This is a genomic window from Sorangium sp. So ce296 (genome assembly GCF_051529605.1).
Classification (GTDB): domain Bacteria; phylum Myxococcota_A; class Polyangia; order Polyangiales; family Polyangiaceae; genus Sorangium; species Sorangium cellulosum_D.
The window spans coordinates 3,962,352-3,986,353 of the sequence record NZ_CP150325.1 but is presented as its reverse complement, the minus strand read 5'-3'; the positions used below and the strand labels follow the sequence as shown (position 1 = coordinate 3,986,353).

The 24,002-nt window shown below is 70.1% G+C and carries 20 protein-coding genes; 3 read left to right on the top strand and 17 right to left on the bottom strand.

Going from position 1 to position 24,002, the window contains the following annotated elements; translation table 11 throughout:
* Nucleotides 1–51 precede the first annotated feature (51 nt).
* Both WME98_RS14935 and WME98_RS14930 read left to right on the top strand, forming a co-directional pair.
* Nucleotides 52–1,014: a hypothetical protein gene (locus WME98_RS14935; protein WP_437951900.1), complete on the top strand. Its 963-nt coding sequence runs from the start codon at nucleotides 52–54 to the stop codon at nucleotides 1,012–1,014.
* A gap of 88 nt (nucleotides 1,015–1,102) precedes the next feature.
* Complete coding sequence (locus WME98_RS14930) at nucleotides 1,103–3,217, top strand: ATP-dependent helicase (protein WP_269084088.1); 2,115 nt, start codon at nucleotides 1,103–1,105, stop codon at nucleotides 3,215–3,217.
* Between the two features lie 318 nt (nucleotides 3,218–3,535).
* On the opposite strand, the gene WME98_RS14925 is transcribed toward WME98_RS14930, so the two are convergent.
* The gene (locus tag WME98_RS14925; protein ID WP_437951899.1) at nucleotides 3,536–5,203 is read right to left on the bottom strand and encodes a nitrite/sulfite reductase; all 1,668 of its coding nucleotides are present in this window, start codon (nucleotides 5,201–5,203) and stop codon (nucleotides 3,536–3,538) included.
* Nucleotides 5,204–5,324: 121 nt separating this feature from the next.
* Here WME98_RS14925 and WME98_RS14920 point away from each other — a divergent pair, with 121 nt between their 5' ends.
* Nucleotides 5,325–6,521 carry a trans-sulfuration enzyme family protein gene (locus WME98_RS14920; RefSeq protein ID WP_061629764.1) on the top strand — a complete coding sequence of 399 codons (1,197 nt, stop codon included), beginning with the start codon at nucleotides 5,325–5,327 and terminating at the stop codon, nucleotides 6,519–6,521.
* Here the strand turns inward: WME98_RS14920 and WME98_RS14915 are convergent.
* The 16 genes from WME98_RS14915 to WME98_RS14840 form a co-directional block, all read right to left on the bottom strand.
* On the bottom strand, nucleotides 6,518–7,075 hold the full coding sequence (locus tag WME98_RS14915) for a response regulator transcription factor (protein WP_437315626.1): 558 nt from the start codon (nucleotides 7,073–7,075) through the stop codon (nucleotides 6,518–6,520). The genes WME98_RS14920 and WME98_RS14915 overlap by 4 nt on opposite strands.
* A gap of 7 nt (nucleotides 7,076–7,082) precedes the next feature.
* The gene (locus WME98_RS14910; RefSeq protein ID WP_437951898.1) at nucleotides 7,083–8,495 is read right to left on the bottom strand and encodes a sensor histidine kinase; all 1,413 of its coding nucleotides are present in this window, start codon (nucleotides 8,493–8,495) and stop codon (nucleotides 7,083–7,085) included.
* A gap of 247 nt (nucleotides 8,496–8,742) precedes the next feature.
* On the bottom strand, nucleotides 8,743–9,225 hold the full coding sequence (locus WME98_RS14905) for a cytochrome C oxidase subunit IV family protein (RefSeq protein WP_061629766.1): 483 nt from the start codon (nucleotides 9,223–9,225) through the stop codon (nucleotides 8,743–8,745).
* Between the two features lie 15 nt (nucleotides 9,226–9,240).
* The gene (locus WME98_RS14900; RefSeq protein WP_437333890.1) at nucleotides 9,241–9,927 is read right to left on the bottom strand and encodes a cytochrome c oxidase subunit 3 family protein; all 687 of its coding nucleotides are present in this window, start codon (nucleotides 9,925–9,927) and stop codon (nucleotides 9,241–9,243) included.
* Nucleotides 9,924–11,561 carry a cytochrome c oxidase subunit I gene (ctaD, locus tag WME98_RS14895; protein WP_437951897.1) on the bottom strand — a complete coding sequence of 546 codons (1,638 nt, stop codon included), beginning with the start codon at nucleotides 11,559–11,561 and terminating at the stop codon, nucleotides 9,924–9,926. Before ctaD ends, WME98_RS14900 begins: the two co-directional genes overlap by 4 nt.
* A 19-nt stretch (nucleotides 11,562–11,580) precedes the next feature.
* On the bottom strand, nucleotides 11,581–12,531 hold the full coding sequence (coxB, locus tag WME98_RS14890; protein WP_061629769.1) for a cytochrome c oxidase subunit II: 951 nt from the start codon (nucleotides 12,529–12,531) through the stop codon (nucleotides 11,581–11,583).
* 25 nt (nucleotides 12,532–12,556) lie between these two features.
* Entirely contained in the window at nucleotides 12,557–13,399 is an 843-nt protein-coding gene (locus WME98_RS14885; protein ID WP_437951896.1) for an SCO family protein, read from the bottom strand.
* Complete coding sequence (locus tag WME98_RS14880; protein ID WP_437951895.1) at nucleotides 13,399–14,166, bottom strand: hypothetical protein; 768 nt, start codon at nucleotides 14,164–14,166, stop codon at nucleotides 13,399–13,401. The genes WME98_RS14885 and WME98_RS14880 overlap by 1 nt, the downstream gene beginning before the upstream one ends.
* Before the next feature lie 10 nt (nucleotides 14,167–14,176).
* Nucleotides 14,177–15,382: a hypothetical protein gene (locus tag WME98_RS14875; protein WP_061629772.1), complete on the bottom strand. Its 1,206-nt coding sequence runs from the start codon at nucleotides 15,380–15,382 to the stop codon at nucleotides 14,177–14,179.
* Nucleotides 15,379–15,984 (bottom strand): c-type cytochrome, encoded by a 606-nt coding sequence (locus WME98_RS14870; RefSeq protein WP_061629773.1) that lies wholly within the window; start codon nucleotides 15,982–15,984, stop codon nucleotides 15,379–15,381. Before WME98_RS14870 ends, WME98_RS14875 begins: the two co-directional genes overlap by 4 nt.
* Nucleotides 15,981–16,751, bottom strand: a complete 771-nt coding sequence (locus WME98_RS14865) for a DUF3341 domain-containing protein (protein WP_437951894.1) — start codon at nucleotides 16,749–16,751, stop codon at nucleotides 15,981–15,983. The genes WME98_RS14870 and WME98_RS14865 overlap by 4 nt, the downstream gene beginning before the upstream one ends.
* Nucleotides 16,741–18,174, bottom strand: coding sequence for an NrfD/PsrC family molybdoenzyme membrane anchor subunit (gene nrfD / locus WME98_RS14860; protein ID WP_061629775.1), 1,434 nt, complete (start codon nucleotides 18,172–18,174; stop codon nucleotides 16,741–16,743). The genes WME98_RS14865 and nrfD overlap by 11 nt, the downstream gene beginning before the upstream one ends.
* Nucleotides 18,171–21,167, bottom strand: coding sequence for a TAT-variant-translocated molybdopterin oxidoreductase (locus WME98_RS14855; RefSeq protein ID WP_437951893.1), 2,997 nt, complete (start codon nucleotides 21,165–21,167; stop codon nucleotides 18,171–18,173). The genes nrfD and WME98_RS14855 overlap by 4 nt, the downstream gene beginning before the upstream one ends.
* Nucleotides 21,164–21,859 (bottom strand): cytochrome c3 family protein, encoded by a 696-nt coding sequence (locus tag WME98_RS14850; protein WP_437333882.1) that lies wholly within the window; start codon nucleotides 21,857–21,859, stop codon nucleotides 21,164–21,166. The genes WME98_RS14855 and WME98_RS14850 overlap by 4 nt, the downstream gene beginning before the upstream one ends.
* A 318-nt stretch (nucleotides 21,860–22,177) precedes the next feature.
* Entirely contained in the window at nucleotides 22,178–23,020 is an 843-nt protein-coding gene (locus WME98_RS14845; protein WP_437951892.1) for a phytanoyl-CoA dioxygenase family protein, read from the bottom strand.
* Nucleotides 23,017–23,997, bottom strand: coding sequence for an aldo/keto reductase (locus WME98_RS14840; protein WP_437951891.1), 981 nt, complete (start codon nucleotides 23,995–23,997; stop codon nucleotides 23,017–23,019). The genes WME98_RS14845 and WME98_RS14840 overlap by 4 nt, the downstream gene beginning before the upstream one ends.
* Nucleotides 23,998–24,002 lie beyond the last annotated feature (5 nt).

Genomic DNA, 24,002 nt, shown 5'->3' with positions numbered 1-24,002 from the left:
ATGCGGAGTGGAGGGACCATGAACCGGACGCGACGAATCGGGCTGGCTTGTTTGGCGGTATCGCTCCTCGCGGGCGCTGCCTCGTGCGGCGGCGGCACCGCGGCCCGGCCGGCGGACGCCGCGACATCGAGGGCAGCCGATCCCGCGCCTGGGTTCGTCGCCTCGGGCAACTCCGGCGCCTGGGATGGCGCCGCCGCCGAGCCGGGCGCGCCCGCCCCGCCGCCGCTCTCCGCATCGCCGCCCGCGCCCGCGGCGCCCTCTGCCGACTTCGAGGCGCCCTCCGCCGCGCACGGCGCCGGCCGCGCCGAGGGGGCGGCGCGCCGGGCCCCGAGCAGCCAGGTCGCGCCGGAGCCGATCGAGCGCCCCGGCCTCGGCACCGAGTGGGGCGAGACGCGCGTGTCCCGCATCTCGACCGCGCCGTTCGTCCGCGCCGACGTCGAGCGGCCGTTCGCGCTCGCGAGCCTGTTCTACAACGACGCCGAGGGGGCTCGCGCCATGGCGAGCGCGTCCGGCTTCCGCCGCACGTCGCCGCAGGCCTTCACGCTCGCCGGCGGCGCCGTCGCCATCGGGCTGCGCGGCGAGGGCGGCGGCTTCCTGAGCGGCTTCGTCGCCGGCGAGACGAGCCACGTCGTCGGCGAGGCCGGCCAGCGCTACAGCGTCGTGCTGCGCAACCTCACGCCGAACCGGATCGAGTGCGTCGTCTCCGTCGACGGCCTCGACGTCATGGACGGCCAGCCCGCGGCGTTCGACAAGCGCGGTTACCTGGTCGAGCCCCACGGCGAGCTCGAGATCGACGGTTTCCGCCAGAGCATGGACACGGTCGCGGCGTTCCGGTTCGGCTCGGTCCGCGGCTCCTACGCGAACCAGAAGCACGGCGACACGAGGAATGTGGGCGTGATCGGCGTCGCCCTCTTCCACGAGCGCGGCACGGCGCCCTGGACGCTCGACGACGTCCGGCGCCGCCGGGAGGCGAACCCGTTCCCGGGGCAGTTCGCCACGCCGCCCGGACTTTGAGCCGTTCCAGCGGTGATCCCGCGCCCGCCCCGCCGTCCGATAAAATCAAGCTCCCGCTCCGGCCCACGCCGGGCTAGGCCACCGCACGGTGTCGGACTTATTGAACCCGTCTCAACGTGCGGCCGTCGAGCACGAGCTCGGGCCAATGCTGGTGCTCGCCGGCGCCGGATCCGGCAAGACGCGCGTGGTGACCACGCGGATCGCGCGCCTGCTCGATCGCGGCATCTCGGCGCGCTCCATCCTGGCGATGACCTTCACCAACAAGGCCGCCGCCGAGATGCACGAGCGCGTCGGCAAGCTCGTCGGCGCCAAGGTCGCGCGCGAGCTCAAGGTCTGCACCTTCCACCGCTTCGGCCTCGACGTGCTCGGCGCCGAGACCCGCGCCCTCGGCCTGCGCGGCGGCTCGTTCGCCATCTTCGATCAGTCCGACGCGCTGGGGGTCATCCGCGAGATCCTCCGCGAGCTCCGCGCCGGCAAGAGCTACGACGTCGGCGCGATCCTCTCGCGCATCTCGAACGCCAAGAACGCGTTCCTCGAGCCCGAGGCGTGGGCCGAGGCGCAGCGGCAAGGCAAGGGCATCGACGACTACGACGAGATCTCGATGCTCGTGTACCCGCGCTACAACGCGGCGCTGCGCTCGTTCCAGGCCTTCGACTTCGACGACCTCATCTGCGAGGTGGTCCGCCTCTGGCAGACGCGGGCCGACGTCCTCGAGCGCTGGCGGATGCGCTACCGCTTCGTGATCGTCGACGAGTACCAGGACACGAACCGCGCCCAGCTCGAGCTCCTGCGCCTGCTCTGCGGCGAGCACCGCAACGTGGTCGTCGTCGGCGACGACGACCAGTCGATCTACGCCTGGCGCGGCGCCGACGTGCGCAACATCCTCGATTTCGAGGAGCATTTCTCCGGCGCGAAGGTCGTCAAGCTCGAGCACAACTACCGCTCGCGCAAGCCGATCCTCGACGTCGCCAACGCGGTGCTCGCGAAGTCCGGCGCCCGGCGGCACAAGAAGTCGCTCATCGCCACCCGCCTGGACGGCGACAAGGTGCGGTCCATCATCTGCGTCGACCCCGACGTCGAGGCGAGCTTCGTGGCCACGGAGGCGCAGCGCCTCCTGGAGCGGGAGGCCGCGCGGCCGAAGGACATCGCCGTGCTCTACCGGTCGAACCTCCAGGCGGCCGCGATCGAGTCGGCCCTCAAGGAGCGGCAGATCCCGATCCGGATGATCGGCGGCCAGCAGTTCTTCGAGCGCAAGGAGGTCAAGGACCTCATCGCCTACCTGCGCGTCGCGCTGAACCCGCAGGACGAGATGTCGCTGCGGCGCATCCTGAACTACCCGGCGCGCGGCGTCGGCGACGCCGCGGTCGCGAAGCTCGGCGCCTACGCGACGGCGCACGACACCTCGCTCTGGACGGCGGTGTCGCGTCCGCACGCCGTCCACGAGCTGAGCGCCGCCGCGATCGAGGGGTGCCGCCAGCTGCTCCGGATCATCGAGGCCGCGCGCGGGCGGCTCGAGCGCGGCGAGCCCTCCGCGGAGGTCGCGCGCGCGCTGCTCGCCGACGCCGGCTTCAAGGAGGACATCATGACCGGCTCCTCCACGAACAACGCCGCCGCGCGCCGCTGGGGCAACCTCGAGGGGCTGCTCAACGTCTTCGCGCGCCGCGACGAGAAGGGGAAGGGGGACCGCGCGAGCTTCGCCGAGTTCCTGCGGCTGCTCGCGCTCCGGCAGGACTCCGAGGAGGAGGAGGCCACCGACCGCGTGACGCTCACCACGATGCACGGCGCGAAGGGCCTCGAGTTCCCGTACGTCTTCGTGATCGGCCTGGAGGAGGGGCTGATGCCCCACCAGCGCAGCCTCGACGAGCGCGCCACGGACGCCGCGCCGAGCGGCGCCGAGGGGGGCGACACGGGCGGGCACAGCATCGAGGAGGAGCGGCGGCTCTTCTACGTCGCGGTCACGCGGGCCCGCGATCGGCTCTACCTCACGCGGGCGAAGCACCGCGGCTCGCGCGGCAAGATGGTGCCGAGGACGCCGAGCAGGTTCCTGCTCGACATTCCCCCCGAGCTCATCGAGGAGCGCGAGGAGCTCGCGCCGGTCGCTCCGGGGATGGAGAAGGTCAAGGCGGGCGCCGCGGGCGTGCTGGCGGCGCTGGCGATGAACCCCTTCGCCGGCGATCCGCCCCTCATTCCTCGTCGTCGTTGAGCGGGGCTCGCCCGCGCGGGAGACAGGCCCGGGTTCCGTCTCCCGTCTCCCGTCTCCCGTCTCCCGTCCCCCCTCTCCCGTCTTCCGTCCCGCCTCTCCCGTCTCCCGTGCGCGTCTTTCGTGCGCGTGCGCGTGCGCGATCCCCCGGAATCAACGCGCACGCGCACGCGCACGAAGAGGGAAGACGGAAGACGGAAGACGGAAGACGGAAGAGGGGAGACGGAAGACGGGAGACGAGAAGAGGGGACGCGGGACCGCAGAACGAAAGCCGGGGACGAGAGACCGCGCACGGCCTCTCCGTCCCCGCTCAGAGCCGCTCTAGATGGCCGCACCCTCGGCGGCCGCGAAGCCGGCGCGGGTGATCTCCTGCACGCCCTTGCGCGTCACGAAGTCGCGGAAGCTCTCGCCCTCGGCGCGACCCGCCATGTAAAAGCGCGCGATCGCGGCGATCACCTTGGGCGTCTCCTCCTCGGGGATGCGGCCGTCGAGGCGCTCGCCGATGCGCGCGTTCGGGCCGCAGCCGCCGCCCACCCGGAGCGAGTAGTGCGGGCGCTCGACCCCGTCCTTGCCCTTCACCATCAGCCCCGTCATCCCGATGTCGGCGACGTGGTGCTGCCCGCACGAGTTCGGGCACCCCGAGATCTTGATGTCGAACTCGCCGAGGGCGCTCACGAAGTCGTCGGCCTCCTGGCGGCTGCCGTTCGGCACCAGGTGCTCCCGGATGCGCGACCCGACCTCCATGCTCTTCGTGATCGCGAGCGTGCAGTAGTCGCCGCCCGGGCAGGTCACCACGTCGGTGACGTGCCCCGCGTCCGCCTCGGCGAGGCCGATCTGCGAGAGCTCACGGTGCAGGTTGAGCAGCAGCCCCTCCGGCACCCAGCGCAGCACGAAGTTCTGGGTGTTCGTCGCCCGCACCTCGCCGTTGCCGTAGCGCCGCGACAGGTCGGCCAGGCGCTTCAGCTGCTCGCTCGTGATGTCGCCGAGCGGCAGCTTGACCGTCGCCACCCGGTAGCCGGGCTGCTTCTGCGCGATCGTGTTGGTCCGCTTCCAGCGCGCGAACGCGCCGTCGCCGAGCGTCTCCCGCAGCGGCGTGAGCGGGGGCGGATCGTTCTCCCGGTACCTGCCCACATTCTCCGCCAGCTCGGCCGCGAGCGCGTCGCCGCGCTCCGCCTTGATGCGATCGAACTCCTCGTCGAGCCTGCGCAGGAACTCGGCCTCGCCGATCTTGCGCAGCAGGAACTTGAGGCGCGCCTTCTTCCGGTTCTTCCGCTCTCCGTCCCGGTGGAACACGCTCACCACGGCCTCGCACAACGGCAGCAGATCGGACTCCGGGATGAACTCCTTCCAGAGGTGCGCGATCTCGGGCGTCGAGCCGAGCGAGCCGGCCACGTAGACCGCGAAGCCGCGCCCGCGGTCGCCGATCTTCGCGAACAGACCGATGTCGTTGATCATGACCTGCGCGTGGTCGCGCGCGCTCCCCGAGAAGGCCACCTTGAACTTCCGCGGTAGCCGTCGGTTGTGCTCGTGGAAGAGGAAGTGCTGGGTGACCGCGAGCGCGTAAGGCGTCACGTCGAACACCTCGTCCTCGACCACGCCGGCGAGGTGCGACGCGGTGATGTTGCGGAGCGTGTCCGCGCACGCGCCGACCGTCGTCACCCCCGCGCGCACGAGCACGCGGTGCAGGTCGATCGTCTCCTCGATCTCCAGGTAGTGGAGCTGGATGTCCTGGCGGGTCGTGACGTGCGCTAGCCCGCGACCCCACCGCTCCGTGACTTCCGCGAGGGCTTCCAGCTGCGCAGCCGTGAGCTGCCCTCCGGGAATCTTGATGCGCTGCATGTGCTTCACGTGCGCGAGCTGCGCGTAGACCCCCATGGCCAGCCGCAGCGGGCGGAACTGGTCGGGGGTCAGCTCACCACGTTTGAATTTGGCGACGTTCTCGGCGTGTTCGTCGATGGCCGCCGCAAGGCGCTCGACTGGATGCAACATAACCGATGGTATTCCCTATATTTCCGACGCGTCAAGTGCGACAATTCTGAAGGCCGGTGCACCGAAGATCCCGGCCCCTCGGCGCCCCCACCCCGGCGCCCCCCCCCACCTCAGCGCCCCCATGAAGACCGAACTGCCGAACTCGACCGATGCTGTGCACGCGGGTGTGCTCCGCGACCGGCCGTCCCACACCCTCGCCCCCGCGATCGCGCAGACGGCGACGTACACGTTTGCGAACACGGCGGATCTCGAGCGCTACTTCGCCGGGGGCGACACGGACCCGGAGCGCCAGGAGTACGGCCGCTACGGCAACCCGACCGTGCGCGAGGTCGAGCAGCGCATCGCGGCGCTCGATCGCGCGGAGGACGCCGTGCTCTTCGCGAGCGGCATGGCGGCGGTGACGACCACGGCGTTCGCCCTGCTCAAGGCGGGCGACCACGTCATCCTCTTCCGCGACGTGTACCGCCGCACGCGGCAGTTCGTGATCAACGTGCTCTCGCGGCTCGGCGTCGAGCACACGCTGATCGACCCGGGCGCGTTCGACCAGCTCGAGGCGGCCTTCAAGCCGCGCACCCGCTTCGCGCTGAGCGAGTCGCCGACGAACCCGTACCTGCACTGCATCGACCTGTCCCGCTTCGCCGAGATCTGCAAGAAGGCGCGCGTCAAGACGATCGTCGACGCGACGTTCGCGACCCCGTGCAACTCCGACCCGATCGGGCGCGGCATCGACCTCGTCGTCCACAGCGCCAGCAAGTACCTGTCCGGCCACAACGACGTCCTCGGCGGCGCGGTGTCCGGCTCGAGCGCGCTGATCTCGCTCGTCCGCGACATGCGCAGCGTCCTCGGCGGCGTCATCGATCCCCACGCCGCGGCGCTGATCGGCCGCGGGATGAAGACGCTCGCGCTCCGCGTCGAGCGGCAGAACGCGACGGGGCTCGCGGTGGCGCGCGCGCTCGAGGCGCACCCCGCCGTCGAGCGGGTGTTCTACCCCGGGCTCCCGTCGCACCCGGATCACGAGGTCGCGGCCGCGCAGATGCGCGGCTTCGGCGGCGTCGTGAGCTTCATCGTGCGCGGCGGGCGCGAGGCGGCCGCGCGCGTCGTCGACGGCACCCGCATCGCCGCGATCGCCCCGAGCTTCGGCGGCGTCGAGACGCTCATCGAGCAGCCCTGCATCATGAGCTTCCACGAGCTCAGCGACGAGCAGCTCGCGGCGATCGGCATCTCCCCCGCGCTCATCCGCCTCTCGGTCGGCGTCGAGGAGACGGAGGACGTCGTGAAGGACGTCCTCGCCGCGCTCGACGCGCTCGGCAACCACTAGCCCCCGAGCTTCTTCAGCTTCCGCTGCAGCGTCCGCCGGTCGATCCCGAGCAGCTTCGCCGCGGTCGCCACCACGCCGCCCGACTCCCGGAGCGCGGCGCGGATCGCCTCGCGCTCCAGGTCGTCGAGCTTCAGGCTCCCGGGCGGCGGCGTCGGGGCCGACGCCGAGGAGGGGGGCGGCCGCTGCCGCTCGCGGAGGCCCGCGGCCTCGCGCAGGAGCTTGTCCGCGTCGACGGGCTTGCTGAGCAGCGTGTCCGCGCCCTCGCGCATCGCCGCCACCGCGAGCGGGATGTCCCCGAACCCGGTCAGCATCACGATCGCCGCGTCGGGCTGCAGCTTGCGGTACTTGGCGAGCGCGCTGAGCCCGTCGCCGCGCGGCATGCGGTAGTCGATGACCACGAGGTCCACCGGCTCGTACTCGAGCGCCACGAGCCCCTCGTCGATCGTCGCCGCGGTCCTCGCCACGACGCCGCGGCGGCGCAGCGCGCCCTGCAAGGTGGTGCGGAACGCGTCGTCGTCGTCCACGAGCAGCGCCGTCTCGATCCGTCGCGTCATCTTCACCTCAGGCCGCCCCGGCGCGCTTCAGCGCGGGGGGCAGATCCGCGTCCATCGGGCCCGGGGTCCCGTCGAGCCGGAGGCGCAAGGTCGCCTTCGCCCCGCCGGTCTCGACGCTCTCCATGCGCAGCACCGCGTTCATGCGCGAGGCCATCATCGAGCTGATGTAGAGCCCGAGCCCCATCCCGCCCTGCGACATCTTCGTCGTCTGGAACGGCTCCCCGAGCCGCCCGGCGATCTCGGGGCTCAGCCCCGGACCGCTGTCCGAGACCGCGATCTCGCAGACGTCGCCGCGCTCGATGACGCTCACCTCGATCCGCTGCTCGGACCGGTCGTCGGTCGCCTCGGCCGCGTTCGCGAGCAGGTTGACGAGCACCTGGCGCAGCGCCGGCTTGAGCACGTTCGCCTGCACCGGCCGCGGCGTGTCGAACGCGATCTCGCCGCCGTAGCCGAGCCGCGCGAGCTCGGCCTTCGCGAGGTCGCGCACGAAGCGGGTGAGCTCCAGCGGCTCGAGCCGCTGGTCGAGCCGGATCTGCCCGCGCATCAGGCTGATGATGTCGCTCGCGCGCCGGGCCTCGCCGGCCACCGTCTCGGCCATGCGCGCCGCGTCCTCGGAGCCCGTCTCGCGCGCCACGTCGACGAGGTCCTTGCTCGCGAGGAGGATCGTCGCGAGCGGCGTGCTGAGCTCGTGCGACATGCCGCCGACCATGCGCCCGAGCATCGCCAGCCGCTCGTTCCGCTGGCTCTGCTGCCGGAGCTCCTCGAGCCGGTGCGCGTACACGACGACGAAGAAGCCGAGGAACAGCGTCAGCGACGTGAGCGAGACGAGGTCGCCGAGCTGCCGGATGCGGTCGCCGTCGAGCGACGCGGACTCGAGCGGCAGCGGCTCCGCGTCGGTGAGCACGCCGATCGCGAGCAGCGTCAGGAGCCCCACGAGCACGGTCGTGCGCCGCGGGCAGAGCAGGCCGGAGAGGGCGATGTGGAAGGCGAGGAAGACCGCGAACGGGTTCTCGAGGCCGCCCGAGAACCAGAGCATCCAGGCGTTCGCGACCACGTCGCCCACGAGCTGGGCGCGCGCGAGCTCCTGCGCCGGCTCGCGCGCCGAGGGCTCGCCCCCGTCGAGCGGGCGCGCGCGCCGGACCCGGTAGGTCCACGCGAGGTTCGCCACCGTGATCGCGCCGATGCCGAGGACGAGCGGCCCGAGCCGGAGGTCGGGCACGAGCTTCCGGCTCGCGACCGTCGTCGCGATCATCCCCGCGATCGCGACCCACCTGAGCTGGATCAGCCAGCGGTCGGCGGTGTCCCAGGACGGGGGCTTCGGCCCGGACAGCAGCACCGCGAGCCGCCGCCGCGCGGCCGGCGGCGAGCCGCTCTTGGTGGGGTCGGCGTCAAGCGCCCAGGATTGGAAAGAGGATTGCATCCGCGCGCGGACAGGGAGGGCTTCCAGGGCGCGGTCGAGGCGCCCGGCGTTCAGCCGGGAGCAACCTTTCGACGTTGCCTTTCAACCGCTCCCTTGTACCGCGCACCAAAGCCGCGAGCACGCGCGAGGTGCGCCCGCGCCCACATCCGGGGGTCGGCAGGAGAAACCCCTGTAATTCCCGGAGCTTACGTTTGTGCGCCAGCTTACGTCCGGCGCCTGACCGCGGGGCGCGCGGCCCCGCGGCCGGTCACTCGGTGCCCTGGTGGACCTGCTTGGGCGGCGGGGCCACCTTGTGCGGCTTCTTCACGACCCAGTTGTCGGTGGCGCGCTTGCCGTCGAACGGCGCCTTCCAGTCCGCCGGCCGCTCGGCCTCGATCTCCTCGGCCCGGCCCCGGTTGGTCGTGTCGAACATGGTGAAGCCGATGAAGATCGCCAGGAAGATGAGCGACGAGGCGAAGATCAGGGTGTGGAATTTGTGGTCCCACTTGAGGTGCATGAAGATGAACGCCACGACGCTCGCCTTCACCGTCGCGATGAGGACCGCGATGGCCAGGTTGGCGGCGCCGAGGTCGACGTAGCTCGCGCCCACGGTCACGACCGTGAGCACGAGCAGCGTGAGCCACGTGGCGATGTAGACCTTGAGCGGCAGGACGTGGGGCACGTGGTCGGCGCCGTGGCCGTGGCCGTGCCCGTGTCCGTGCGCGTCGGCTGCTTCTGCGTGTGTCGACATGCTGTCCTCTAGGCCTCAGCCCACCAGGTAGAGCAGGGGGAAGAGATAGATCCAGATGAGGTCGACGAGGTGCCAGTACAGCCCCACCCCCTCGACCGGCAAGTAGTAACGGCTCGAGAACTCACCGCGCGTGTTGCGGATGAGGATCCACGTGATGAGCCCCATCCCGATGACGACGTGCAGGCCGTGGATGCCCGTCATCATGAAGTAGATGGCGAAGAAGATCCCCGCGTGGGCCGTGGTGAAGCCCTGGGCGGTGAAGTACTTCCCGGGCAGCAGGCCGTCGTGGAACTTGTGCTGGTACTCGAAGTACTTGATCACGAGGAACGCGGCCGCGCAGAGCAGCGTGATCACGAGCAGGCGCGTCGTGGTCTTCTGGTCGCTCTTCTGCGCCGACCGGACGGCGAGCGCCATCGTCAGGCTGGAACAGATGAGCACCACCGTGTTGATGCCGCCCATCACCTTGTCGAGGTGGTGGTGGGCCTCCACGAAGGAGTCGAAGAACCAGGTCCGGAAGATCGCGAACGCGCAGAACAGCCCGCCGAAGAGGAGGACCTCGGTGACCAGGAAGAGCCAGATGCCCATCCTGCTGGCGTCGAACTGCGTGTCCGCGGAGTCGAAATGGTGGGCGACGTGGAAATTGGGGGACAGGACCGGCCCTGCCTTGTTCGGCCGATCGGCGGCCTCGGCGTGCGCGCTCATGCTTTCTCCGTGTTGAAGTCGTATGCGCCCTTGGTCACGATCGGGGTGCGGACGAAGTTCTCGGTGATGGGCGGGGAGGCGGTGGTCCACTCGAGGCTGAGCCCGCCCCAGGGGTTCTTCGGCGCCGGCGCGCCGGAGCGGAGCGATTTGATCAAGCAGACCAGCATCACGAGGATGCCGGCGCCCAGGATCCACGAGCCCACGGTCGAGAAGGCGTGCAGCGGCTGGAACTGGTCGAGGTAGTTGTAGTAGCGCCGCGGCATCCCGCGGCTGCCCAGGACGAACTGCGAGAAGAACGTGACGTTGAAGCCGATGAAGACGAGCACGCAGGCGATGGCGGCGAGCCGCTCGGAGTACATCTTCCCGGTGATCTTGGGCCACCAGTGGTGGAGGCCGCCGAAGTAGGCGATGACCGTGCCGCCGACCATCACGTAGTGGAAGTGCGCGACGACGAAGTACGTGTCGTGCAGGTGCAGGTCGACGCTGAGCATCCCGAGGAAGACGCCGGTCAGGCCGCCGATCGAGAAGAGGATGAGGAACGACAGCGCGTACAGCATCGGCGCGTTGAAGCCGATCGAGCCGCGCCACAGCGTCGCGGTCCAGTTGAAGATCTTGACCCCGCTGGGGATGGCGACGAGGAAGGTCAGGAACGAGAAGATGATCGCCGCGAGCTCGCTCTGGCCGGAGGTGAACATGTGGTGGCCCCACACGAGGAAGCCGACCAGGGCGATGGCGACGCTGGAGAAGGCGATCGCCTTGTAGCCGAAGATCCGGCGCCGCGCGTGCACCGCGATGAGCTCGCTGATGATGCCCATGCCCGGCAGGATCATGATGTAGACGGCCGGATGGCTGTAGAACCAGAAGAAGTGCTGGTAGAGCACCGGGTCGCCGCCGAGCGCCGGGTCGAAGATGCCGATGTGGAACGCGCGCTCGGCGATGAGCAGGAGGAGCGTGATGCCGAGGACGGGGGTCGCGAGGATCTGGACGATGCTCGTCGCGTAGAGCGCCCAGAGCATGAGCGGCATCTTGTACCAGCCCATCCCGGGCGCCCGGAGCTTGTGCAGGGTGACGACGAAGTTCAGCCCCGTGAGCACGCTGGAGAAGCCGAGGATGAAGACGCCGAACGTGACGCTCAGGACCGACGTGGTGGTCACCGTGCTCGAGTAGGGCACGTAGAACGTCCAGCCGGTGTCGATGCCGCCCGTGACGAGCGACGAGAGCGTGAAGAGGGCGCCGATCCAGTAGAGGTACAGGCTGAGGAGGTTCAGCTTCGGGAAGGCGACGTCCTTCGCGCCGATCATGATCGGCAGGAGGAAGTTGCCGAGCGCGCCGGGGATGCTCGGGATGATGAAGAGGAACGTCATCACCGCGCCGTGGAGCGTGAACATCTGGTTATAGGCGTTCGCGCTGATGATCGTCGCCTTCGGCGTCAGGAGCTCGAGCCGGAGGACCAGCGCGAAGACCCCGCCCATGAGGAAGGCGATGAAGGTGCTGACGAGGTACATCAGGCCGATCCGCTTGTGATCGACCGTGGTGAGCCACGACATGATCCCGCTCTTGGCCCGGATGTAATCCGTCTCGTGGCCGCCGTGCGGTGCCGTATTGACGTCGAGGGTCGTTACTGTCTGCGACATGACTGCTTCTCCCCGGCGCTCACTTCACCGTCTTGAGGTAAGCGATGAGCGCGTCAACTTCTCTGTCCTTGAGGAGCCCCTTGAACGACGGCATCACCGGCGGGTAGCCGCGCACGATCTGGCCTTGCGGGTTGAACAAGCTCTCGCGGAAGTAGTTCTCGTCCGCGGTGACCTTCGACCCGTCCGCGAGCTCCTCCTCGCGGCCGAAGAGCCCCTTGAGCGACGGACCCTGGATACGCGTCCCGTCGAGCGAGTGGCAGGTCGCGCAGCTCCGCTTGGCGAAGAGCGTCTTGCCGAGCTCCTCGGGCGGGAGGTCGCTGTTGTTGTTGCCCTCGAGCCACTTCTCGAAGTCCGACGGCTCCATCACCTTGACGGTGGCCAGCATGTCCGAGTGGCCGGAGCCGCAGTACTCGGTGCAGAGGAGCACCGTCTCGCGCGTGTCCGTCGCCTCGAACCACACCGACGTGTACGAGCCCGGGACCACGTCCTGCTTCACGCGGAACTCCGGGATGTAGAAGCTGTGGAGGATGTCCTTCGAGCTCAGGATGATCCGCACCGGGCGCCCCCGCGGCACGGCGAGCTCGTTCACGGTCGTCGTCCCGTCGGGGTAGGTGAACGTCCAGATGTACATCTCGCCGGTGGCGTTGATCTCGTACGACTCGGCCGGCGCCACGGAGGCGTGCACGTAGCCGCGCATGCCCACGAAGAAGAGCGCGATGAGGATGGCGAGCGGGATCAGCGTCCACACGACCTCGACCGTCGCGCTGTGGTCGATGGGGCTCGTCTTGTCGTGCTCGCTGCGCCGCCGGTACTTCACGGCGAACAGCACGACCGCCCCGGTGACCAGGACGAAGAAGAGGACCGAGACCCAGTAGGCCGCGGCCCAGCCGGTGTCGATGTGCTCTGCGAGCGTCGACCCCGCGCGGGGCAGCCAGAAGGAGCCAAGTTCGATCGGGTTCTTATTCTCCATAATTGTGGCTCCGCCACCTTGTGTCCTAGGAAGCCTCGTTTACGCGCGCCCTCGTGCGGGCGCGTTCGGTCCGCCAGAAGCGCATGAGCCAGAGCCCGAGCAGCACGACCGTGAGGACGCCGGCGGCCTTCATCAGCCGCTGCGTCGCCAGGACGTACCCTCGGGCGTTGGGATCGTAATGGAAACAGAACAACAGCACCCGATCCCAGGCGCTCCCGACCTGCCCGCTGCCCGCTTCGCGCAGCGCGAGGCCGAAGTTCTTCTGTGGAAAGGAGATGCCGTACAGCGTGCGCGACAGGCGTCCGTCCGGCGTGAAGACGAACGCGCCCGCCGCGTGCGCGTACTGCTTTGCCGTCTCGTCCCATCGGTAGTTGAAGCCGACCGCGCTGGCGAGCGCCCGCACCGACGCCTCGTCCCCGACGAGGAAGTCGAAGCCGTCGCCGGTGATCGGCCGGCCGTAGGCCTCGATGTAGTTCGCCCGCTTCTTGCGCGCCGCCTCGGGCGTGTCGCGGGGATCGAAGCTCACGACGAGGGCGCGGTACTCCTTGCCGGCGCTCCAGGCGCTCTCCTTCATCGCCTGGAGGACGCCGTTCAGGACCAGCGAGCACAGCATCGGACACTCGTAGTAGCCGAGCACCAGGACGAGGGGCTTGTCGCCCGCCGCGTACCGGCCGAGCTCGACCTCCTGTCCCGACTGGTCGCGGAGCCTGAGCTCGCGCGGCAGCTGGGCGCCCGGCCGCTCCTCGATGTCGATGCCGACGAGCTCTGTCGGAATGGTTGTGTCCGCCGCCCGCGCGCGCCGCGCCGGGGTGACGGTGGCCACCACGAGCGCGAGCACGGCGAGCAGGGCGGACAGCGGGCGGGACATCACTGCACCGGAGCGGACGACGGCGCCGGGCTGGCGGGCTTGGGGGCCGCGCCGCCAGGCTGCGCGGGCTTGGGGGCCGCGCCGCCAGGCTGCGCGGGCTTGGGGGCCGCGCCGCCCGGCTGCGCGGGCTGCGCGGGCTTGGCGTCGGCGGGCTTGGGCGCGTCGGAGGGCTTGGCGTCGGCGGGCTTGGCGTCGGCGGGCTTCGCGTCAGCGGGCTTCGCGTCAGCGGGCTTCGCGTCGGCGGGCTTCGCGTCGGCGGGCTTGGCCGCGTCCTTGTCGCCGGGCTTCGCTGCGTCCTGTCCCTGGAGGGGCGCGCCGTTCTCGGCGTTCGGCGCCGCGGCCTCGTCGGGCTTCGTGCTGCTGTCCCCGGGCTGCGCCGCCTGCGCGGGCGCGGCGCTCGCGCCGGGCAGCGGCTGTCCGATGCGCTTCTCCTGGTAGGCCTTCAGCGTGAGCGCCACGGCCTGGTCGACCGGGATGCGGACGACGCCGTCCTTCTCGCTCGCCCACTGGTAGTGGCTGAGGCGCTCCTTCTCCATGGCCCGGAGGCCGCGGAGCGCGCTGTTCGGCGGCTCGAGCACCTTGCTCGAGATCTCCCGCTCCATCGTCGCCTTGAAGACCTCGTTCACGAAGAGGACGGTCACCACGAGGGAGAGCAGCGTGGCGATCACGATCACGAAGATGAGCGAGTTCGGCGGTCGATCCGCCTCGGCATGCTCGTGCTCGGTCTCCGCGTGCTCGGTCGCAGTGTTGTCGGTCGCTTCGCTCATGGCCGGCTCCTTACGGGTTGTCGATCCGAGCCGCTTCGGCAAGGTGCGGGTCGTTCAGAGGATACAGCGGGCTCTTGGCCGCTTGAAGGGAGAGCATCCACGCTCCCACGCCCAGCGGGCCGAGCAAGCCGGCGAGGTCGATCCAGCTCAGGTGCGCGCCGTGGTGATCCATGTTCGGCATGACCAGCCAGTAGAGGTCGACGTAGTGCATCACGAGGAGGAGCACCGACGCCGCCCCGAGGACCAGCGGGCTCCGCTTGGCGTGCCGCGACAGGAGGACGAGGAACGGCACGACGAAGTGGCCGAACAAGAGGGCCAGGCTCACGACCTTCCACGAGCCCTCCCAGCGGTGACGATAGAAGATCGTCTCCTCCGGGATGTTGGCGTACCAGATCAGCAAGAACTGCGAGAACGCGATGTAGGCCCAGAAAATGACGAAGCCGAAGAGGAGCTTGCCGATGTCGTGCTGGCGCTCGACGTTGCTCACCTTGCGCAGGAGCCCCGCCTTGTGGAGCGCGATCGTGATCAGCGCGAGCGCCGAGAGGGAGCTCGTGGCCGCGCCGGCGAACACGTAGACGCCGAAGATCGTCGAGTACCAGTGCGGGTCGATGCTCATCAGCCAGTCGAACGCCGCGAACGAGAGGGTCAGGGCGAAGACGATGACGGCCGGGGCGCTGCTGGCCCGCATCTTCGCGGTCGGGCGGAAATCGGCGCTCTCGTCCTGCGCGCGGGAGGTCTTGATGAACCAGAGCGCGAGGCCCGTCCACGCCGCGAGGAACACCGCGGCGCGGATGTAGAAGAAGGTCGGGTTCAGGTACGCCGCCTTCTCGTGGAGCACGTGATCGTTCGCGGCCTCGGGCCCCATCCAGTGGTGGTAGACGTCGTGGGCGAGCACCGCGATCGGGAGGAACAGCACGACGCACGCCGGCAGGACGCCGCTCATCCACTCCATGTGGCGGCGCGCGGCCGCGGACCAGCGCGCGCGCGTCAGGTGCTGGATGATCACGAAGAACAGCGCGCCGAGCCCGATCGTCACGAGCCAGGTGAAGCCGGTGAGGTACGAGAACGCGAAGCGCTTCGCGTCGACGATCGCCGCCAGCGCCGAGAGCGCCACGCCGACGACGGCGAGCACCATGCTCCTCGAGACGAGCCGCTTCGCGACCGCCTTATCGAGGACCTTCGCGTCCTCGGCCAGAGCACTTCCGTGGGACTTCATGGAGTTCCGCTCTCCTTCGCGATGTTGCTCCGCTGGGCCTCGGGGACATCGTCGATGCGCCCGTGCTGGCTTTGCTGCAGGACGCGCACCCACGTGACGATCGCCCACCGGTCCTTGACCGGGATCTGCTTCCGATATGCCGGCATGTTCCGCACGCCGTTCGTGATGACGTTGAAGATCTCGCCGTCGGGCAGGCCGCGCGCCCGGTCGGACGCGAGGTCGATGGGCGGCGGGTACCCGCGCTTCACCACCATGCCCTGCCCGCTGCCGCTCTGGTCGTGGCAGGGCGCGCAGTAGATGTTGAAGCGGTCCTGGCCGCGCCGGATCACCGTCTCGTCGACGGTGATGGGCGCCATCGCCAGGAACGCCTCGCCGTCCTTGCCGGTGCGGTAGGCGTCGCTCTCGTCGAGCGCCCCCTGGTGCACCGTGCCCTGCACGAGCGGCCGCATCGCCCGGCCGTCGGCGAAGAGGCGCGTGCCCTCCTCGGGCTGGAACTTGGGCTGCCAGTCCATGTCCCCGAAGACGTGGATCGGCGGGTCGCTGCTCGCCTGTCCTCGACAGCCCGCGAGGACGACGAGGAGGGGAATACACCAGCGGTTCACGAGGAGACCTCCCTGATGCCCTGCGCGCCTACGCGCTGGAGGAGGTTGCGCGTCTCCGTGGCATCGAACTTCGGGTCGCTCACCTCGACGCTGATGAAGAAGGCGTCGTCGGTCGCGCGCGGAAATGAGGGGTGCGTCATGGTGGGGTGGAAGAACGACGGCAGGCGCCCGAGCGCGAAGAGCGAGAAGAAGCACGTGAGCGCCGCGAAGAGGACCGTGAGCTCGAAGAAGATCGGGATGAAGGCCTGGTACGAGAACGACGGCTTGCCGCTGATGATGAGCGGATAGTCGTGGAGCTGCGTGTACCAGGCGAGCAGGATGGCGCTGATGAGCCCCGTCGCGCCGCCGCCGAGCACGAGCCACGGCAGCGGCGTCGGCTTGAGCCCCATCGCCTTCTCCAGCCCGTGCACGGGGAAGGGCGTGTGCGCGTCGAAGCGGCTGTAGCCCGCGTCCCGGAGCGCCTCGCACGCGTGGTAGATGTCCGCCGGGGTCGAGAAGTAGCCCATCAGCGCGTAGGGGGCCGACGCCGCGGCCGCTGCCTCCTCGGCCCGGTGCTCCAGCTTGCGCTCGAGCCCGAGCGCGGCCTTCCCGTGCGGCCCCTCCGCGTGGGGCTTGTCGTACTCCGCCTCGTCCTTGGGCACGAAGCCCTGCGCCTCGTCGTCGCCGGGCTGGCTTTCGCGATCGGAGTCCTTGAGCTCTCCTGCCTCCTCGGCCGAGGCAGGCTCCCCGGAGCGCTTCCGGCTCGGAGGGTCGCTGTCACGCTGCATGATGAGCCTCGTCGTTGCTGTGCGAGCCGTGAGGATCGGCCGCCGGCGTGATCCCCTTCACCTCGCTGATCGCGACCATCGGGAGGTAGCGGACGAACAGCAGGAAGAGGGTGAAGAAGAGGCCGAACGAGCCGAAGAACGTCGACATGTCCCAGATGGTCGGGCGGAAGTAGGTCCAGCTGGACGGGAGGAAGTCGCGGTGGAGGCTCGTCACGATGATGACGAAGCGCTCGAACCACATCCCGATGTTGACCAGGATCGAGATGATGAACATCGCGGGGATGCTGGTGCGCACCTTCTTGAACCAGAAGAGCTGCGGGAAGATGACGTTGCAGCTCACCATGGTCCAATACGCCCAGGCGTACGGCCCGAGGATGCGGTTCGCGAAGGCGAACCGCTCGTAGGCGTTGCCGCTGTACCACGCGATGAAGAGCTCCATGCCGTACGCGTAGCCGACCATGGTGCCCGTCGCGACGATGACCTTGTTCATGTTCTCGAGGTGCCGGATGGTGATCAGGCCCTGGAGACCGAACGCCTTGCGCGCGAACACCATCAGCGTGACGACCATCGCGAACCCGCTGAAGATGGCGCCGGCGACGAAGTACGGCGGGAAGATGGTGGTGTGCCAGCCGGGGACGATCGAGACCGCGAAGTCGAACGACACGATCGTGTGCACGCTGAGCACGAGCGGCGTCGAGAGGCCGGCGAAGATGAGGTAGGCCTTCTCGTAGTGCAGCCAGTGCCGGTGCGAGCCGCGCCACCCGAGGCAGAGGATGCCGAAGACGATCTGCTTCGTCCGCGTCGTGGCCCGGTCGCGGAGCGTGGCGAGGTCGGGGATGAGCCCGACGAACCAGAAGAGGGCCGAGACCGTCGCGTAGGTCGAGACGGCGAACACGTCCCAGAGCAGCGGGCTCTTGAAGTTCGGCCAGATGCTCATCTGGTTCGGGATCGGGAACAGCCAGTGGGCGAACCAGATCCGGCCCAGGTGGGCCACCGGGTAGATGGCGGCGCACGCGACGGCGAAGATCGTCATCGCCTCCGCCGCGCGGTTGATGCTCGTCCTCCACTTCTGGCGGAAGAGGAAGAGGATGGCGCTGATGAGCGTGCCGGCGTGGCCGATACCGACCCAGAACACGAAGCCGGTGATGTCCCACGCCCAGTTGACCGTGGTGTTCAGCCCCCAGATACCGATGCCGGTCCCGACGAGGTGGACGAGCGAGCCGCCGAGGACGAGCAGGAGGCTGACGGCGAGGCAGAACAGGATGAGCCACCCCGAGGGCGGCTTGTTGAGCACGATCCCCGCGACCTTGTCGGTGAGGGAACGGAAGTCGTCCTTCCCCTGCACGAGCGGCGCCTCGTCCAAGAGGGCAGCGCGGTCGGAGATCCGGGGGTGATCGACCTGGAGGGGTGCAGTGGCGCTCATGCGTCGGCGAGCTCCGGGTTCTTGTTGCGGATCCTGGCGAGGTAGGTGACCCGCGGCTTTGTGTTGATCTCGTCAAGCATCCGGTAACCGCGCGGGCTCGCGGACGTCACGGACACCTGGCTGTTCTGGTCGTTGAGGTCGCCGAAGACGATGGCCTGCGTCGGGCAGGCGCCCTGGCACGCGGTCACGATCTCGCCGTCCTTGATGTGCTCCCGCCCCTCTCGCTTCGCGTCGATCTTGGCGTGGTTGATCCGCTGCACGCAGAAGGTGCACTTCTCCATGACGCCCCGCGATCGGACGGTGACGTTGGGGTTGAACTGCATCTTCCGCGACTCCGAGTCCGGCTGGCCGTATTCGAAGAAGTTGAAGCGGCGGACCTTGTACGGGCAGTTGTTGGCGCAGTACTTCGTGCCGACGCAGCGGTTGTACGCCATGTCGTTCAGCCCCTCGGGGCTGTGCGTCGTGGCGGCGACCGGGCACACCTGCTCGCACGGCGCGTTCTCGCAGTGCTGGCAGGGGAGCGGCTGCTGGATGCTCTCCGGCTCGTCCGGGTTCGTCCCCTGGAAGTAGCGATCGACCCGCAGCCAGTGCATCTCGCGCGTCTGGCGCACGCCGTCGGCGCCCACGACCGGGATGTTGTTCTCGGCCTGGCAGGCGACCACGCACGCGTTGCACCCGATGCAGGCGTTGAGGTCGATGCTCATGCCCCAGGCGTGCCCCTGCCGGCGGTTCGGCTCCTGGAACAGGCTGAGGAGCGGCGGCACGTGGACCTGCTTCTTCGCGAACTCCGGGTCGTTCTCGAGCTCGGCGAGCGTCCCCTCGCGCGCGAGCGGGCGGCCCTCCATGACGAAGTGCTCCTGCGTCCGCGCGAGCTCCACCTTCTCGCCGGTCCTCTCCAGCGAGAAGCCGCCGGCGAGCTCGAAGGCGTCGCTCTTGCGGAGCGGCGTCGTGTCGACGCCGACGCCGCGCCCGACCCGGAGCGCCGCGCGCCGGCCCTGGCCGACGCCGATCGCCACCGAGTCGTCCGCCTGCCCCGGCGCGACGACGACGGGGATCCGGACCTGGGCGCCGCCGCCCGACAGCGTGACGACGTCGCCGTCCTTCACGCCGAGCCGCGCCGCCGTGGACGGCGAGAGGTTCGCGCCGCTGCCCCAGGTGAGCTTGGTCATCGGGTGGGGCAGCTCCTGGAGCCACCCGTTGTTCGCGAACCGCCCGTCCCACGCGTGCATGTCGGGCCGGAAGGTCACCTCCAGGCCCTCGGCCGCGGCGGGCGCGAACGCCCGCAGCGCGTCGACCGCGGCCTGCGTCGTGGCGGTCACCTGCTCGTCCGCGAGCGCGGTCCCCGCGAAGAGGCCGTCGTGCAGCGCGCGGCGGAGGTCCTGCTCGGTGCGCTTCGCGCCCTCGGCGTTCAGCCAGGTCGCCCGCACGAGGTCGTACGCGGTCCGCGAGCCGCCGAGCAGAAGCTCGATGATCTCGGCGTCGGTCCTGCCGCCGAAGATCGGCGCGATGAGCGGCTGCACGACGCTGGCCGTCCCGTCCTCCGCCCGGACGTCGCTCCACGACTCCAGCGGGTGGGCGCGGTTCAGGTGCCAGCGGGAGCGCTCGCTCGTCTCGTCGACGTGCGTCGAGACGTGCACGCTCACGGGCACCTTGGCGAGCGCGTCGGCGAAGCGCGCGTCCGCGGGCGCGTCGAACGCCGGGTTGCCGCCGAGGATGATCAGCGTCTCGACCTCGTTCTTCTCGATGGCGCGCGCGAGCTCGACGAGCGCCTCGGGGCCCTCGCGCGACTCGTCGAACGGCGCGACGAGCCGGACGGCCTTGCCGGTGTTGTCGAGGGCGAGGTTGATGAGGTGCGCGAGGGCGTGGACCTCCTTCGGCAGCGAGCGCCCGACCACGACCGCGCCTTGCCCGCGGTTCGCCGCGAGATCGGCGGCGATGGCGGCGACGTGGCGGGTCGCCTTCGCGTCGAGCCCGCCGGCCTTGCCCTCGATCGCCTTCAGCAGCTCCGCGTCGAGCGCGACCCCGCGCTTGCCGAGCTCGGCGGCGAGCGCGAAGGCGAAGGCGGGGATCTTGCGGCTCTGGATCCGGAGCCGGTGATCTGCCGACGCGCCGGTGATCGTGAAGGTGCTCTCGACCGCGTAGAGGCGGTTCATCGCCTTCGGGTCCTTGTCGACCGCGCGGCCCGCGGCGAACGCGCGCGCCTGCTTGACGGGGCTGCCGTCGGTGCCGAACAGGTCGGCGTCGAGCGCGACGATGACGCGCGCCTTCGCCAGGTCGAGCGTGGTCTCGAGCGGCTTGCCGAACGCGAGCCGCGCGCCCTCGCGGGCGGCGTCGCGCGAGAACGGCTCGTACCGGACGACGCGCGCCTCGGGCAGCGTCTTGCGGAGGTCGGCAAGGCGCGCGGCCAGGGTGGGCGACCTGTGCGCCTCGGTCAGGATCGTGAGCCCCTTGCCGCCGCGGCCGCGGAGCTTGTCGCCCTGCTCGCGCAGGAACGCCGCCGCGTCGTCCCAGGACTTCTCGGCCGCGCCCTCGCGCGGCGACTTGCTGCGGTCGGGATCGTAGAGGTCGAGGACCGCGGCCTGGGTGTAGATGGTGGTCGCGCCCAGGCTCTCGGGGTGCTTCGGGTTGCCCTCGATCTTGGTGGGGCGCCCCTCGTGGCTCTCGACGAGGACGCCGAAGGCCGTGCCCATCATCGGCAGCGCGGTCGCGAAGAAGAGCGGCTGGCCGGGGATGACCTCCTCCGGGGCGCGCGAGTACGGCAGGATCTGCTCGACGGGCCTGCGGCAGCCCACGAGGCCGCCGAGGGCGAGCGACGCGCCCATGAGGCTGAGGAAGGTGCGCCGCCCGACGCCCTCCGGCGGCTCGAACGCGGCCGGAGGGAACTCGCGCCCGAGCGCATCGACGAAGTCGGGCGAGCCGGCGAGCTCGTTCAAGCTGCGCCAGTAGGTCTTTCCAGAGATGTCCTGGGCGAGGGGGAGGGGAGTTCGTTTCATCGGTGGCACCCCGAGCAGTGGAGCGGCGCCTGCACCTGCCGCCCGGAGGTAGTGACCGCTGGCACGCGATCTTGATAAGGTTCCGGGTTCGGGGGGACCCCGGCGCCCGCCATGACGGCCGTCGAGGGCGCCATATCCATCTTGGTGACGTCGGCGGGATTGCGGAGGTGGGGGCCCGGATTGCGGTGGCAGTCCAGGCACCATCCCATCGTGAGCGGCGCGACCTGCCGGACCTTGTGCATCTGGTCGATGCGGCCGTGACAGCTCACGCAGCCGACCCCTGCGGCCAGATGGGCCGAGTGGTCGAAATAGGCATAGTCGGGCAGGTTGTGGACGCGCACCCAGGGAATGGGTTGATCGTTCGCCCAGCTCTCCTGAACGAGCAGGAGCTTTTCGCTGTCCCTCCGCACCTTGGCGTGACAATTCATGCACGTCTCGGTCGGTGGAACGGCGGCGAAGCCGGAGACCTCCACTGTGTTGTGGCAGTAACGGCAGTCGATACCGAGGTCGCCGGCGTGCAGCTTGTGCGAGTAGTCAACCGGTTGATCCGGCTGATACCCGACCTCGAGGTGTTTGTTGGTACCGTAGTACCAGAATCCGCCGATCACAGCGGCGCCGAGGGGCAGAACTCCGAAGAGCAGCCCCAGGGGCACCACTTTGTTGGCCCATCGTGGGAACAGGAACCGAGCCATAGGGTTGTGTGGTGCGTCGGGAGCGACGCGCGGCCCAGTTATGGCTTGCTGGCGGGGTGCGACAAGACGGCAAAGTGCCGCGTGACCGCGGCAGATTGCCGCTGTGGATAACTGAAGCCCCACGGAGCGGCAGGTCGCCGCTGGGTGCGGCAACTTGCCGCGGCTGCCGGCGTTTGTCCTTACGGATGCGCGGGCGGCGCCGGCCCGGCGCTGGATCGAAAAAGGAGCGGAAACATCAGGCGAAGCGCGCGCCGGGGGGACGGCGGCCGGTCGGGGAGGGGCCGCCGCGGCCGCCGCGCCCGCCGTACCGCGGGGAGCTCAGAACACCGGGGTGAACGCGCGCGGCGCCCTTTTCTTCCTGAGGCAGCGGGTCGCCCTGCTCATGTAACAGACGGTGACGGCCCGCCGAGGCCGGCCGCTCCGGTTCGCCCCGGAGCAATGCCAGAGGTAGTTGTGGATCAGCAGGGCCTCGCCCGCGGCCGCCGGCAGCGCGATCTTGCGGGCGTCGGCGTCGGCGGCGCGCACGACCGCGCCCGGGACGACGCCGCCGAGCGGCGTCGCGAGCCCGCCGAGGTGGCTGCCTTCCAGCACCTCCACGCAGCCGCCGTCCGCGGGGGCGTCGTCGAGCGCCGTCCAGATCTGCAGCTCGGGGTCGCGATCGAGCCCCCAGTAGCTGCCGCCGTCCTGGTGCCAGGGCAGCGGCGTCCCGCCGGACGCGGCCTTGTTGAAGAGCACGGCCCGGTAGATCGAGATCTCCCCCTGGATGAGCGAGCGCGCGATCCGCTCGAAGAGCGGGTTCTCGATCCAGGCGAGGAACAGCGGGTCCTTCTCGAGCTTCTCGAGCTTCCGGTACGACGTGCTCGGCCCCTCGTAGCCCTTGCCGTAGGGCAGGTCCTCGTAGCGTCCGGACGCGGCGTCGTGCTGGAAGAAGAGCCCAGGGTACGTCACGCGCCCGAGCATCAGGTCGTCCGAGCGCGCGCGGAGCGCGGCGAGCCCCGCGTCGGTCATCACGCGCCCGAGCCGGGCGTACCCGCGCGCGGCGTAGTCGGCGAGGGGTCCCGCGAGGTCGAGCGCCCTGGCCTCGGGCAGCAGGAAGTCGCCCGCGCGGCCGCTCGCGGCGCCGTCGCTCGCGGCGCGATCGCTCGTCGTGTCGTCGCTCATCGCGCGTAGCTCGCGTCGGTGCCTAGGTGATCGCGGTAGAGCGCGTCCATGCGCCGCGCCGCCTCCGGCGAGAGCGGGCGCGCCATCGCGTCGGCGGCCGCGTCGAGGTGCTCGGCCAGAGTCGGGCCGACCACGACGGAGTCGACCACCTCGCGCCCCGTGAGCCAGGCGTACGACAGCGCGAGCAGGCTCATCCCCTCGTCGGCGGCCACGGCCGCGTAGCCGGCGGCGAGCTCGAACATCCGCGCGCTCCAGTACCGGCGCTGGTAGAGGCGGTTGCCCTCGAAGCGCGAGCCCGCCTGCGCCGCGTCCGGCCCCGCGTGCCGCCCGGTCAGGAGCCCGCCCGCGAGCGGGTTGTACACCGCGGTGGGCACCGAATACCGCCGCGCGAACGCGGCGTACTCGAGGTCGAGCTGGCGGATCAGCGCGTTGTAGAGCACCTGCGAGACCGCGGGGCGCGCCTTCCCCTCGGCGTCGCGGCGCGCGATGATCTCCAGGATCTGCCACGAGGCGTGGTTGCTGACCCCGAAGCGCAGGATCTTCCCCTGCTCCAGCAGCGCATCGATCGCCGCGAGCGTCTCCTCGACGGGCGTCTCCGGGTCCGGCGCGTGGAGGTAGCAGACGTCGACGCGGTCGGTGCCGAGGCGCCCGAGGCTCTCCTCGACGGCGCGGATCACCTGCGCGCGCCCGAGCCCCTCGGCCTTGCCCCGGATCCGGCGGAGGCCGACCTTGGTGGCGATCTGCGCCTCGGCCCGGCGGCCGCGCAGCGCCCGGCCGAGGATCCGCTCGGACGCGCCGTCCTGGTAGAGGTTGGCCGTGTCGAACGCGGCGATCCCGCGCTCGAGCGCGCGGCCCACGATGCGCTCGGCCTCCTCGGGCGGCGTGCGGCCGCCGAAGTTCATCGTGCCCACGACGAGCGCGGGCGGCGCGCCCGGGCGCCGCTTCGCCGTCATTCCAGCCATTTCGTCCGCGATCACGCCGC

Excerpts from the sequence above, each read along its gene's own strand:
- WME98_RS14925 (WP_437951899.1), bottom strand. The coding sequence starts at position 5,203 with ATGTTGCATCCAGTCGAGCGCCTTGCGGCGGCCATCGACGAACACGCC.
- WME98_RS14920 (WP_061629764.1), top strand. The coding sequence starts at position 5,325 with ATGAAGACCGAACTGCCGAACTCGACCGATGCTGTGCACGCGGGTGTG.
- WME98_RS14915 (WP_437315626.1), bottom strand. The coding sequence starts at position 7,075 with ATGACGCGACGGATCGAGACGGCGCTGCTCGTGGACGACGACGACGCG.
- WME98_RS14910 (WP_437951898.1), bottom strand. The coding sequence starts at position 8,495 with ATGCAATCCTCTTTCCAATCCTGGGCGCTTGACGCCGACCCCACCAAG.
- WME98_RS14905 (WP_061629766.1), bottom strand. The coding sequence starts at position 9,225 with ATGTCGACACACGCAGAAGCAGCCGACGCGCACGGACACGGGCACGGC.
- WME98_RS14900 (WP_437333890.1), bottom strand. The coding sequence starts at position 9,927 with ATGAGCGCGCACGCCGAGGCCGCCGATCGGCCGAACAAGGCAGGGCCG.
- ctaD (WP_437951897.1), bottom strand. The coding sequence starts at position 11,561 with ATGTCGCAGACAGTAACGACCCTCGACGTCAATACGGCACCGCACGGC.
- coxB (WP_061629769.1), bottom strand. The coding sequence starts at position 12,531 with ATGGAGAATAAGAACCCGATCGAACTTGGCTCCTTCTGGCTGCCCCGC.
- WME98_RS14885 (WP_437951896.1), bottom strand. The coding sequence starts at position 13,399 with ATGTCCCGCCCGCTGTCCGCCCTGCTCGCCGTGCTCGCGCTCGTGGTG.
- WME98_RS14880 (WP_437951895.1), bottom strand. The coding sequence starts at position 14,166 with ATGAGCGAAGCGACCGACAACACTGCGACCGAGCACGCGGAGACCGAG.
- WME98_RS14875 (WP_061629772.1), bottom strand. The coding sequence starts at position 15,382 with ATGAAGTCCCACGGAAGTGCTCTGGCCGAGGACGCGAAGGTCCTCGAT.
- WME98_RS14865 (WP_437951894.1), bottom strand. The coding sequence starts at position 16,751 with ATGCAGCGTGACAGCGACCCTCCGAGCCGGAAGCGCTCCGGGGAGCCT.
- nrfD (WP_061629775.1), bottom strand. The coding sequence starts at position 18,174 with ATGAGCGCCACTGCACCCCTCCAGGTCGATCACCCCCGGATCTCCGAC.
- WME98_RS14855 (WP_437951893.1), bottom strand. The coding sequence starts at position 21,167 with ATGAAACGAACTCCCCTCCCCCTCGCCCAGGACATCTCTGGAAAGACC.
- WME98_RS14850 (WP_437333882.1), bottom strand. The coding sequence starts at position 21,859 with ATGGCTCGGTTCCTGTTCCCACGATGGGCCAACAAAGTGGTGCCCCTG.
- WME98_RS14845 (WP_437951892.1), bottom strand. The coding sequence starts at position 23,020 with ATGAGCGACGACACGACGAGCGATCGCGCCGCGAGCGACGGCGCCGCG.